The organism is Bathymodiolus heckerae thiotrophic gill symbiont (genome assembly GCF_900180345.1).
Classification (GTDB): Bacteria; Pseudomonadota; Gammaproteobacteria; order PS1; family Pseudothioglobaceae; genus Thiodubiliella.
The window spans coordinates 1-11148 of the sequence record NZ_FXLV01000049.1 but is presented as its reverse complement, the minus strand read 5'-3'; the positions used below and the strand labels follow the sequence as shown (position 1 = coordinate 11148).

The window sequence follows — 11148 nt, the reverse complement described above, 5'->3', positions numbered from 1 at the left end:
CTCCACTTATGGTGCATTAGAACTAAACCAAGACAGTAGTATTGAAGCGGTTCTTGGGCTTGTTAAAGGCAAACACGAAGTCAGCAGCAGTACCCATGTTGCTAATAACCAAGACAGCAACGGCTACTTCGCCAGTGTTGCCTATCGAGGTGATTTACAAAAAAACAAGCTCAATCTCTCACCTTTTATCCGCTATGATATCAGCCGCATTAAGATGAAGGCTAACAATATCCTAACTTCTAGCGAAACCACAACCGACAAAGCACTGGCTATCGGACTTGACTTGAGTAATAGCATCGACTACCGAGATGGCAAACTTAATCGCACCTTAGGTGTTGAATATAAAGCCAACTTAAGTAACGACAACACCGACTACCTGAGCAAAAATGCTGAAAAAGAGCTTACTATTAATATGGGTGTTGATTATCAAAAAGATAACAGTACTGTTTCTGTGAGCTATGAAAGAGTGCAATCTACTAACAACAAAGCTCATAGTGATGGTATTGAAGGTACTATTAGATGGAAGTTTTGATGGGTGGTAAGTGCTGATTAATAATATAAGGAAAATTATGAAAAATTCAATTGAAATGAAAAATATTAGAGGCGGACATCCAGTAGCTGTAGTAGTAGGAATTATAATAGCAGTTTATTTGGCTGCTATGACCTATCTTGTTGTTGATGCTAGCTAATTAAAACTTTTTTATTAATTTAAGACCTTCATATTAAGTTCAGGGGGTGTTGCGATAAAGCCTCTTTTCAGATTCATTGACCAGCCACACCTTGCGAGAATACAAATCAATCACAGTGGCTAAATACAGCTAGCCTTGTCTAGTGTGAACAAAGGTAGTATCGCTGACCCATTTGCTGTTAGGTGTTGCAGTATTAAACCCCCTGTTGAGAATATTGTTGGCAAAATTCTCATTGTTTCTAGATATTTTAACTTTTTTTGTGGCGGATGCTTAAAATAGGCACGATTCTTTTTTAAAAATCCTGAATTAGAGGAATTACCTGTGAATATTTAACTCTGTTGCTTGATGAATTTTCTGGACATCAATACGAAATCGCTAACATTCTTGGTGTTAGCGAAAGAAGTGTATATCGGATGATTAAGTGTTACAATTTAGGCGATTAAGAAAACGCCAGCTTTTTTTGGAAAGGCTGGCGTTTTTATGATGGATTTAGGTTATTTTCTAAGTCCTAAACGCGTAATTAGATTTGAATAAGCACTTACATCATTGCCCTTAAGGTAAGACAATAGTTTTTTACGCTGAGAAACCAAATGCAACAAACCCCTTCTTGAATGGTGGTCTTTTTTGTGGGTTTGAAAATGCTCAGTTAGGTGTTTAATGCGTGCAGTTAATAAGGCAACTTGCACATTGGTTGATCCAGTGTCGCCTTCGGCAGACTGATGTTCTTTAATGATGGCTTGTGTATCAATTGGCATAATAATGTTATGAGTCGAAAAATATAAAGGGGCAATTATACGCTAATTGTTTTTAATTTAGTAAAGATTTAGTAAAAAGAAGCTTTGCCTTCTGGGCGGGTTTTAAAGCGGCGGTGAATCCATAAGTATTGTTCGGGTGCTTTGAGAATTTGTGCTTGTAATATTTGATTAATGATGGTGGCATTTTGTAAAGTATCTGAGGTGGGGTAGTTGTTAAGTGCGGGGGAAAATTCTAGTTCATAGCCTGATTTATTGCGTGAGAAAGACAGCGGAATGACGAGTGTATTATTGATTTTTGCCAGTTTTGCGGTGGCATTGATGGTGGCAGTTTCCACGCCAAAAAACGGGGCAAATACGGAGCGTTGTATGCCCAAGTCTTGGTCGGGTGCATACCAAATTGGCAGTCCAGATTTAAGGGTTTTAATTAAGGCTCTTGAGTCTTTGGCTTTAATCATAACACTGCCATGTTGAGTGAATTGCTTGGTCATTTCTGCATCAAATAGAGCGTTATTTTGTGGGCGATAGAGGTCAGCAAATTTAAAATTTTGCAATAACATTCGCCCTGCTAACATCATAACAGTGAAATGCCCAACCAGCAGAATGACATTTTTTTTCTGATTTAGAGCATCTTGTAATATTTGTGTGTTTTTGATGTGATAGCGTTTTTTCAGTGCAGCATCGTTCAGGTAAAAACAGTTTGCAGACTCAAAAAAGGAGATACCGAGCGCTGTAAAATGCTGTTTAACCAATTGTTTAATCTGAGATTTGTTTTTATTAGGAAAACATTTGGTTGTATTTATCAGGGCAATGTTTCTAAAACGGGGTAATATCAGGTGAAGCAGTTTGCCAAAACCAGTGCCGATAGCAACCTGCGCTTTAAACGGTAATTTAGCGCCTAACCTCATTAAACCAATCAAAATCCAAGTTGGAATAAATTTAGGATGATAAAAATTTTGTTTTTTCATTAAAATGGTTTTTTATGCCTTATATTAGTCAAAATTTTATTAACGATTTGCCCAATCAAATTGACATTGTTGATTTGATTGGCAAACGCCTTACGCTTAAGAAAATGGGAAGCGGTTATCGTGCGCCTTGTCCTTTTCATGGTGGAAAAAATCCCAATTTTGCCGTTAATAGTCACGAGCAATTTTATCATTGTTTTAAATGCGGTGAGAGCGGTGGTGCAATTAGTTTTATGCAAAAGTATGAAAACCTAAGTTTCCCCGAAGCGGTTGAGGCGATTGCCAATGAATTTGGACTTGTTATTGAATATGATAGTAATAGCAAGCCAGCTGATCCTAAATTAGAGCGCTATCGTGAATTGTCTCAAAAAGTGAGTGATTTTTATGCACAACAACTTAAAGCCTCGCCAGCCAAAGAAAAAGCCGTTACTTATGCCAAAGACCGAGGCATTAGTGGCGAAATTGCCAAGCGTTTTGCCTTAGGTTTTGCCCCACCCAGCAATAAGGATTTATTACTGAATTTTGAGCAAAATGAACAGGCAACCCTAGATTTAAAAGCCTTGGGTTTGATTAAAACAGGTGAATATGGTGATTATGATTTTTTCCGTGATCGCTTGATGTTTCCTATTCATAGCAGCAAAGGTGCTGTCATTGCTTTTGGCGGTAGAGCATTTGATAACAATGCCAAAGCCAAATACCTTAACTCGCAAGAAAGCCCGATTTTCTCCAAATCAAGAGAGCTCTACGGGCTTTATCATGCACGCAAACATTCACGCTCAATGGATTATATCTTGGTGGTTGAAGGCTATATGGATGTGGTGGCATTGCATCAATCTGATATAACCAAAGTAGTGGCAACACTAGGTACTGCAACTACTGAGCAGCATTTGCAAACATTGGCACGCACGACCAATAATATCGTGTTTTGTTTTGATGGCGATGATGCGGGTCGTGTCGCTGCCTGGAAAGCATTAAAAATCGCCTTACCGATTATTAAATCTGGATTGCAAATCAAATTTCTGTTCTTGCCTGATGGCGAAGACCCCGACACCTTGGTTAAAAAAGAATCAACTCAGGCATTTGAGGTGCGTATTAGTAATGCATACCCACTGTCAAAATTTTTGTTTGAGCATATTCAAGCAGAAGTAGATTTTGACACTATTGAAGGGAAAACTTTATTTTTAGAAGAGGTAACGGCATTGATTGCACTTGTTACTCATGATGTTTATCAGCTGCAACTTCTTGAAGGCGTTGCGCAAATTGTAGGACAAAGTGTTGAACAGGTTATGGCAGTTTTTACCCAACAAACAGAGAAAGTCCAAGAAAAATCGCAACTGCAAGCACCAATTGATATGGAATATGAGTCTTTCATGCCAGATTTTTCTGATGAATATTCCATGCCAAATATCAGTTCTCAAGAAAATAACTCAGTTAAAGTGTTAATGGGAAGGATGATTAGTTTGTTGCTTAATTATCCGTTATTGGCCAATGATACAGTTGAAGTGAGAGTACGAAATATTGAAAAATCACAAGTATTATTAGATTTGGTGCACTCAGCGCAAATGGATGAAGAAATTTCTCAAGAGAGTTTAATCAAGCCTTTTAAATCTAAATTGGGTGTTTATCAGCGTTTACAAAAATTATGCACACTAGAGCCATTCCTGAGTGAAAATCAGGCGAGAGATGAGTTTTTATCGGCATTAAACAATGCCGAGAAACGCCAAGAAATCACCAAAGTAAAGGGCTCAATCGCAAGTGCTAAAACTTTAGAAGACCAGCAAAAAGTGATGGAAGGGATTGCTAAAAGCAAATCTAGAAAATAGATTATTTCTTCGCCAATAGTTTGATGGACTGGTCGCTACTTAAGATGTTTTCCATTGCTTCTTTAAACACCATTGCCGCAGAATTTGACCCTTCGCAACTTATTTTCAGTTTGGGTGTGTAGTGAGTGTAGCATTTTTTTGGATAATCAAGCCTAACCACCATAATATATTTTGGTTTTTTAACGGGTACAAAGCCGGCAAAGAAAGTGCGCTTTGCGCCTTTTTTGTTGTAACGACCGTTAACCACCATTTCCGCAGTTCCCGTTTTTCCTGCTACGCTATAACCTTTGATTTGTGCGCGATAGCCTGACCCTTGTTGTGAGGCAACCGCATCTAACAAATTGGCAATTTTATGGGTGGCAGTCTTGCTAAAAACTTGCGTTATTTTTGATTGTGCATTTACATTGTTAATAAGTTTTAATGCAGGAACAGCGCCCTCATTGGCAAACACCAAATAAGCCCGAGCAAGTTGCGCCAAATTGGCCTGCATTGGGCCATAGCCAAAAGACAATGAACGCTTATCTGATAACGCCCAAGAACTAAAATATCTCAGTAATCCAGAATTTTCAATACTGGGAATAAGGCCAAGTGGTTGCCCAAAACCAAGCTTATACCAAGTGTCATATAATTCCTTTTTCTCCAATCTTTCGGCAACATTAACTGTGCCTAAGTTATGCGATTTTTGCAAAATCTTTTTAACCGTCATTTGTTTATATTTTTTATCGGGTCTGATGTGTCCAATGCGTTTGGTCACATCAATTAACTCATCTTCGTTGGCAGTAATTTTTTTCTTATCAAGTGCCAAAAGCATGGTAAACGGTTTCATAGTTGAGCCTGGATCCAGCTTGTCTGCAAGCACTCGATTGCGATAATGTGCCACATTATAGACAGTTTTGTCATTTGGGTCGTCAGCAGGATAATTCACCATCGCTAAAATCTCGCCATTTGGCTTTAAGATGATAGCCGAGCCAGAATCGGCATTGTGCTTATTGACGGATTTTTTTACAGCAGCATAAGCGTGAAATTGGATATCAGCATCAATTGTTAATTGGACATCTTGACCATGCTTGAGGGATTTATGCACCACGGGGTTAAAATAAGATGCTTGAGAATCTTGATTAAAATTCAAATAAACAACCCCATCTTGTCCAGCAAGCGCTGATTCAAATTCACCTTCAATACCAGAAATCCCTTTTTTGTTACGATTAATGCGACCAATAAGTGGTGCCAATGAGGCGGATTTAGGATAATATCTGCGGGTATCAGTTTGTAGTCGAACGCCACGAATTCTTTCCGTTCTACAAGTTTTAACAAGACTGTAGGTTGGTTTATGTGTTTTTAGTTTGACAAATATCAGTGCCTTATCAAGCCAAGCAATTTTATCTTTTTTTCGCTTGGCTCTACAAATTTTTAATTTGACTTTTTTCAGTATTTTTAGGTTTTCAAGGATTGGGCTGGTGAGTCTGAGATTCTTTCGAATTACCAAATTTTTCCTGCCTGCGTGCTTACTGAGTTTTTTGTTAATTGCCGTTTGTAACGCTTGTTTTGGCATCATCAAGGCTTCAGCAAGTTTTGCGATAAAAGCACTTTGAATTTGTGTTGAGTCCAAGTTTACTTTTTTTAAAATCAAATTACTGGCAAGTACAGCGCCATTTCTATCCAGAATATCACCACGATGCGCTTTAAAATTAGAGACAGTGCTTGCTTGCTTGCTGGCTCTTTCTTGAATATTAACTTTGCCAGCACTTAGTGTATGAATGGCAACAGCACGATAAGCAAAAAAGAACATAAGTGCAAAAAAAAGGCTTTTAATCAGGGTTTGACGGCGTGAATAATGCTGAGTTCTGCCAGAAAATTTGAATAATGCCTTTAATTTATCCTTCATAATATGAGCGCTCTGACTTTGTTAGGGTGTTTCATTTTTAGCGCTTTCAAAGCCTTATTTTTAATTTTTTGGCCACTAATTTGTGTCGAGTGTTCGCTGAGTAGTTGTTTGTGCAACGCCATAATTTTTTGGTTTTCTTTTTGCAATTTTTTTGTTTTTTTGTAAATCAGGTGATTTTGGCTGTGCCAGAGAATTGTATAAAAAGACAACACGATAATAATAATACTGAGTGTAATGTTAAGTATGAGTGGTTTTTTAAACATTAGGTTTTGTGGTGCGTTGTGCAATTCTTAATATTGCACTTCTTGAGCGTCTATTGGCGCTAATCTCTTCTGAACTGGCAAAACTTTTGCCTAGGTCTCGCAATAGCGTTTGCTGTATGCCGTCATCTATAATTGGCAAACCTTTAGGCAGTTGTTTTTGTTTTGAGTATTTGCGCACAAATTGCTTCACAATCCGGTCTTCAATTGAATGAAAACTAATGACACACAAACGAGCTTCTGGTGCTAATACATCAAGGGTTTGTTCAAGTGTTTCAGAGAGTTGTTTGAGCTCTTGATTGATAAAAATCCGAATGGCTTGAAAGGTGCGTGTTGCAGGGTGTTTTTTCTTCTGTGAACGCACCACACTACTGACAATATTGGCTAATTGCAAGGTGGTTTCTAGTGGCGTATCTACTTGAAATTTTTTAATCGCATTGGCAATGTGTCGGCTTTTTCTTTCTTCGCCAAACGCATAAATAACATTGGCAATTTCAACCTTGTCTGCCTGAGCCAGCCACTGCGCTGCACTTATGCCACGGGTTTGGTTCATACGCATATCAAGCGGACCATCGGCATTGAAACTAAAGCCTCGCTGTGCATTGTCCAGCTGTGGTGATGAGACACCGAGATCCATCAAAATACCATCAATTTTGCCAAGTAAGCCTTGCTCAGAAAGAACTTGGTGCATATCAGCAAAGGCACTGTGGATAAGTGTCAAACGCGTATCATTGATGTGTTGGTTAGCGTATTCAATAGCGCTAATGTCTTGGTCAAAAGCAATTAATTGCCCTTGCTCACCCAGTTTGTTCAAAATACCAAGTGCGTGCCCACCACGACCAAAAGTGGCATCAATATAGATACCATCATTTTTTATGTTTAACCCCTCAATAGATTTTTCAAACATCACTGATTGGTGATGGTTAGAGCTCATAACGACAGCTCGGTGATGCTGATTGGAATGTCTTCTTTCTTGCTTAACGCATCAAGGTTGGCAAGTTGTTTGTGCCAAGCACTTTCATCCCACAGTTCAAAATTATGCCCTTGCCCACTCATGATAATTTTTCTATCAATATTGGCATATTCTCTCAGTGTGGCAGGAATAAGAATGCGCAATGTATTGTCTAATTCACAATCGGTTGCATGGCCAATAAGTTTGCGTTTAAGGCGTTTGGTATGAATGTTGAGCGATGGCAAGGCGCTGACTTTGTCTTCAAGCACTTGCCAGTCCTGTAAAGGATAGAGTAGCAAACAAGTATCATCTGGGTGAATACTCAGTACCATTTTCCCAGCACAAGTTTTATCAATTTGCGCCTGATGACGCATGGGGATTTTTAGCCTCCCTTTAGCGTCAATGGTTAAATTGTGCACTCCACGAAACATAATAAGTATTAGCGATGTTGCAAATGTTTTTGATAAATTGCCATTGCACCAAGCACTAAAGCGACAATAGTAATCACAAGAAAGGGCTTAAAGTTATTGATTTGTACCTGCTGAGTGTCCATTAACGCCAGCGTGTTTAATGAAACGATTGACAGCAGCCCACCAACAGTAAATTGTTTTAATTGCATTGTTTGCTCCACTTTTGGTATTAAAAATACATTTTATACCACTTTATTCCACTTATATATACTTCTGTTATATTAATAGAGACCTTTGCATAAATAGGGATGATTAGCAAAATTCAATTTTTTCCAGATTGGTGATTTTCTTAAACCTTGTCCTAGCAGGGCTAAGGCTGGGTTTAAAAAATCGCCAAGCGGGTGAAAAGTGGATTTTTGATGATTATTCATATTTATGCAAAGGTCTCTAATAATTTAAGTAGAATATTATGATATGATGAGCAAATGAACAAGTTAATTTATGAATTACGGGGTACGGTTAATTATTTGCTTTATCGCTGGGTTGTGCGTCCGATTATTTTCTTGTGGGAAGCGGAAAAGGCGCACAATAAACTGAAACAATTTGGTTTGCTATTTGTTTCTAATAAGTTTGGCAGAGGGTTGTTAAAAGTCTTATTTTATTATCAGCACAGTAGTTTAAACACCACGGTTGATGGTATTAAATATGACAATCCAATTGGTCTTTCGGCGGGGTTTGATAAAGAGGGGGAATTAACTGATGCCTATCCATCTATTGGCTTTGGTTTTGCAGAGTTGGGTTCTTTTACGGGCGATAGGTGTCCGGGCAATCCGGGTGTGGGCAGGCGCTTGTTTCGTTTGATTAAATCTAAGTCAATTTTGGTGTGGTATGGGCTGAATAATCAAGGCGCAGTGGCGATTGCAAAAAGATTAAAATCTAAAAAATTCAGTATTCCAATTGGCATTAATGCTGCCAAAACAAATGATTCTAATTATTTTGATTTGCAAACTTCAATTGACGACTATTTAAAAACACTGGATGAATTTAAAAATATTGGTAGTTATTACACGATTAATATCTCTTGCCCAAATACGCAAGATGGCGAGCCTTTTGTTGAGCGGGAAAATTTAGACGCACTGCTCAGTGCACTTGATAAAGTTAAACAAGCGCATAAGCCAGTGTATGTAAAAATGGCAGCGGATTTGACCACGGATGAAATTAACACCATTGTTGATACTTGCTTAGAGCATAAGGTTAATGGATTAGTATTGACTAATTTAACCAAGCCTTCGATGAGTGGCGAATACTTTAAAGAAGAGCTAACTTTTGATAAGGGGGCACTCAGTGGTCTGCCAGTGCAGCGAATATCGATTAATATGATACGCCATGTCTATCAAAGAACGCATGGGAAAATCACTATTATTGGTGTGGGTGGTGTGTTTAATGCACAGGATGCCTATGAGAAAATTACCGCTGGCGCTAATTTGATTGAGATGATTACTAGCATGATTTTTGAAGGTCCGCAGGTGGTTGGAGAGATTAACCGAGGTTTGGTTGCGTTACTTAAAAAAGATGGATTTTCCTCAATTGAAGAGGCAGTAGGCTCACGCAATCCACTTAAGTAAGTATAATTACCCTCTCTTTTTTCGCCTATATTTCAATGAGCTCAGAGCACCACCAAGCGGCACTTGACTACCACCAAGGCAATCGACCAGGTAAATTGATTGTTTTATCGCATAAACCACTAGACAGCAAAGAAGATTTATCACTGGCTTATACACCAGGCGTGGCAGCACCTGTGCGAGAAATTGCCAACAATCCAGATCTGGTGAATAATTATACGATTAAGGGCAATCTAGTGGCTGTTATCTCAGATGGATCCGCTGTTTTGGGGTTGGGCAATGTTGGTCCTTTAGCGTCAAAACCGGTCATGGAAGGCAAGGCAGTATTATTTAAGAAGTTTGCCGATGTAGATGTGTTTGATATTGAAGTAGATACGCAAGATGTGGATGAGTTCGTGCAAACAGTCAAAAACATTGCGCCTACTTTTGGTGGCATCAATTTAGAGGATATTTCTGCGCCGCGTTGTTTTGAAATCGAACAACGCTTGATTAAAGCACTGGATATTCCAGTATTTCATGATGACCAACATGGTACGGCGATTATTATTGCTGCGGGGCTTCTAAACGCCTTAGAAATTCAAGGAAAAACCTTGAAGAATGCGACTTTGACTTGCGTGGGCGCTGGTGCTGCTGGCATTGCCACACTTGGTTTATTGTGCGAACTCGGTTTTAAAAAGTCCAATATTTTGTTAGTTGATTCTAAGGGAGTTGTTACTCAAGATAGAGTGAATTTAAGTAAGCAAAAATCTCGCTACGCAAGTAAATCAACAAAACAAACATTGGCAGATGCCATGCAAGGTTGTGATATTTTTGTGGGCGTGGCTTCTGCCAATTTAGTAACCAAAGAGATGGTGCGTTCAATGGCAGATAATCCGATTGTATTTGCTCTGTCCAATCCTGATCCTGAGATTTCACCTGCTGATGCTAATTCAGTGCGTGATGATTTGATTATGGCAACAGGACGAAGTGATTATCCTAATCAGGTAAATAATGTGTTGGGCTTCCCGTTTATATTTCGAGGTGCATTGGACGCCAAAGCCAGAGAAATTAATGTTGAGATGAAAATTGCCGCTGTGCATGCGTTGAAAGATTTGGCAAAACTTGAGGTTCCAAATGAGGTGCTTAAAGCCTATAACGAGGATACAATAAGTTTTGGCAAAAATTATATCATTCCCAAGCCTTTTGACAAAAGATTAATTGAAGTCGTGCCCAAAGCTGTGTTTGATGCTGCTGTTGCCAGTGGTGTTTCACGGCTATAAACTTCTTTAAAGCCCCTATAAAAAAATCCATTAAAAACCTTGTTGTTGACAAGAAATTATGGAATAATAGGCGATTGCCTTTTGGGGAGAGATTTACGAGTGGTTAAAGTATGCGGATTGTAAATCCGTCGCCTCCGGCTTCGAAGGTTCGAATCCTTCTCTCTCCACCAAAAAGCAAGAAAAGAATTAAAAAAGATTGCGGGTATCGTATATTGGTATTACCTTGGCCTTCCAAGCCAATGAGACGAGTTCGATTCTCGTTACCCGCTCCAAATAGAAAAAAGAGGAGAGAGGGTTGTGCTCACCTAGCTCAGTGGTAGAGCACTTCCTTGGTAAGGAAGAGGTCGGCGGTTCAAGTCCGCTGGTGAGCTCCAAATTAATTGTAATATAAAAAAGAGGAAGAGAAAATGTCAAAAGAAAAATTCGAAAGAACCAAACCCCATGTCAATGTAGGTACTATCGGTCATGTTGACCACGGTAAAACTACTCTAACCGCTGCCATTACCAAAGTTATGGCAGAAGCCCGTGGTG

At 39.0% G+C, this 11148-nt stretch carries 13 protein-coding genes and 3 tRNA genes; 8 read left to right on the top strand and 8 right to left on the bottom strand.

The window, feature by feature from the left end; genetic code table 11:
• Window positions 1-532 (top strand): hypothetical protein (locus tag CRYPD_RS08125; RefSeq protein ID WP_171004373.1); only part of this gene is annotated, 532 nt, incomplete at its 5' end.
• Between the two features lie 651 nt (window positions 533-1183).
• Here CRYPD_RS08125 and rpsO read toward each other — a convergent pair.
• Both rpsO and CRYPD_RS06320 read right to left on the bottom strand, forming a co-directional pair.
• On the bottom strand, window positions 1184-1444 hold the full coding sequence (rpsO, locus tag CRYPD_RS06325; protein ID WP_138146753.1) for a 30S ribosomal protein S15: 261 nt from the start codon (window positions 1442-1444) through the stop codon (window positions 1184-1186).
• Between the two features lie 68 nt (window positions 1445-1512).
• Window positions 1513-2409 carry an LpxL/LpxP family acyltransferase gene (locus CRYPD_RS06320; protein ID WP_138146752.1) on the bottom strand — a complete coding sequence of 299 codons (897 nt, stop codon included), beginning with the start codon at window positions 2407-2409 and terminating at the stop codon, window positions 1513-1515.
• 14 nt (window positions 2410-2423) lie between these two features.
• On the opposite strand from CRYPD_RS06320, the gene dnaG reads away from it, so the two are divergent.
• On the top strand, window positions 2424-4229 hold the full coding sequence (gene dnaG, locus CRYPD_RS06315; protein ID WP_138146751.1) for a DNA primase: 1806 nt from the start codon (window positions 2424-2426) through the stop codon (window positions 4227-4229).
• A 1-nt stretch (window position 4230) separates the two neighbouring features.
• Here dnaG and CRYPD_RS06310 read toward each other — a convergent pair whose 3' ends face one another.
• The 6 genes from CRYPD_RS06310 to CRYPD_RS08120 form a co-directional block, all read right to left on the bottom strand.
• Window positions 4231-6114: a peptidoglycan D,D-transpeptidase FtsI family protein gene (locus tag CRYPD_RS06310; protein ID WP_138146750.1), complete on the bottom strand. Its 1884-nt coding sequence runs from the start codon at window positions 6112-6114 to the stop codon at window positions 4231-4233.
• Window positions 6111-6377, bottom strand: a complete 267-nt coding sequence (locus CRYPD_RS08460; protein WP_138146749.1) for a cell division protein FtsL — start codon at window positions 6375-6377, stop codon at window positions 6111-6113. The genes CRYPD_RS06310 and CRYPD_RS08460 overlap by 4 nt, the downstream gene beginning before the upstream one ends.
• On the bottom strand, window positions 6370-7308 hold the full coding sequence (gene rsmH / locus CRYPD_RS06300; protein ID WP_138146748.1) for a 16S rRNA (cytosine(1402)-N(4))-methyltransferase RsmH: 939 nt from the start codon (window positions 7306-7308) through the stop codon (window positions 6370-6372). Before rsmH ends, CRYPD_RS08460 begins: the two co-directional genes overlap by 8 nt.
• Window positions 7305-7745 carry a division/cell wall cluster transcriptional repressor MraZ gene (gene mraZ / locus CRYPD_RS06295; RefSeq protein WP_244610268.1) on the bottom strand — a complete coding sequence of 147 codons (441 nt, stop codon included), beginning with the start codon at window positions 7743-7745 and terminating at the stop codon, window positions 7305-7307. Before mraZ ends, rsmH begins: the two co-directional genes overlap by 4 nt.
• A 20-nt stretch (window positions 7746-7765) precedes the next feature.
• On the bottom strand, window positions 7766-7945 hold the full coding sequence (locus tag CRYPD_RS06290) for a hypothetical protein (RefSeq protein ID WP_138146746.1): 180 nt from the start codon (window positions 7943-7945) through the stop codon (window positions 7766-7768).
• A 72-nt stretch (window positions 7946-8017) separates the two neighbouring features.
• A complete protein-coding gene (locus CRYPD_RS08120) occupies window positions 8018-8167 on the bottom strand; it encodes a hypothetical protein (protein ID WP_171004372.1) in 150 nt (49 codons plus the stop codon).
• 54 nt (window positions 8168-8221) lie between these two features.
• Between CRYPD_RS08120 and CRYPD_RS06285 the strand changes: the two genes are divergently transcribed.
• The 6 genes from CRYPD_RS06285 to CRYPD_RS06260 form a co-directional block, all read left to right on the top strand.
• Window positions 8222-9361: a quinone-dependent dihydroorotate dehydrogenase gene (locus CRYPD_RS06285; RefSeq protein WP_138146745.1), complete on the top strand. Its 1140-nt coding sequence runs from the start codon at window positions 8222-8224 to the stop codon at window positions 9359-9361.
• A gap of 35 nt (window positions 9362-9396) precedes the next feature.
• Complete coding sequence (locus CRYPD_RS06280; RefSeq protein WP_138146744.1) at window positions 9397-10617, top strand: malic enzyme-like NAD(P)-binding protein; 1221 nt, start codon at window positions 9397-9399, stop codon at window positions 10615-10617.
• 85 nt (window positions 10618-10702) lie between these two features.
• Window positions 10703-10787, top strand: a tRNA-Tyr gene (locus tag CRYPD_RS06275).
• A gap of 28 nt (window positions 10788-10815) precedes the next feature.
• Window positions 10816-10889, top strand: a tRNA-Gly gene (locus tag CRYPD_RS06270).
• Between the two features lie 27 nt (window positions 10890-10916).
• Window positions 10917-10991 (top strand) — tRNA-Thr (locus tag CRYPD_RS06265).
• Between the two features lie 33 nt (window positions 10992-11024).
• Window positions 11025-11148 (top strand): GTP-binding protein (locus CRYPD_RS06260; protein ID WP_244610269.1); only part of this gene is annotated, 124 nt, incomplete at its 3' end.

What these genes read in the sequence shown, in the direction of transcription:
- rsmH (WP_138146748.1), bottom strand. Translation starts at nt 7,308, where the DNA reads ATGAGCTCTAACCATCACCAATCAGTGATGTTTGAAAAATCTATTGAG.
- rpsO (WP_138146753.1), bottom strand. Translation starts at nt 1,444, where the DNA reads ATGCCAATTGATACACAAGCCATCATTAAAGAACATCAGTCTGCCGAA.
- CRYPD_RS08460 (WP_138146749.1), bottom strand. Translation starts at nt 6,377, where the DNA reads ATGTTTAAAAAACCACTCATACTTAACATTACACTCAGTATTATTATT.
- CRYPD_RS06310 (WP_138146750.1), bottom strand. Translation starts at nt 6,114, where the DNA reads ATGAAGGATAAATTAAAGGCATTATTCAAATTTTCTGGCAGAACTCAG.
- CRYPD_RS06280 (WP_138146744.1), top strand. Translation starts at nt 9,397, where the DNA reads ATGAGCTCAGAGCACCACCAAGCGGCACTTGACTACCACCAAGGCAAT.
- CRYPD_RS08120 (WP_171004372.1), bottom strand. Translation starts at nt 8,167, where the DNA reads ATGAATAATCATCAAAAATCCACTTTTCACCCGCTTGGCGATTTTTTA.
- CRYPD_RS06320 (WP_138146752.1), bottom strand. Translation starts at nt 2,409, where the DNA reads ATGAAAAAACAAAATTTTTATCATCCTAAATTTATTCCAACTTGGATT.
- dnaG (WP_138146751.1), top strand. Translation starts at nt 2,424, where the DNA reads ATGCCTTATATTAGTCAAAATTTTATTAACGATTTGCCCAATCAAATT.
- CRYPD_RS06290 (WP_138146746.1), bottom strand. Translation starts at nt 7,945, where the DNA reads ATGCAATTAAAACAATTTACTGTTGGTGGGCTGCTGTCAATCGTTTCA.
- CRYPD_RS06285 (WP_138146745.1), top strand. Translation starts at nt 8,222, where the DNA reads ATGAACAAGTTAATTTATGAATTACGGGGTACGGTTAATTATTTGCTT.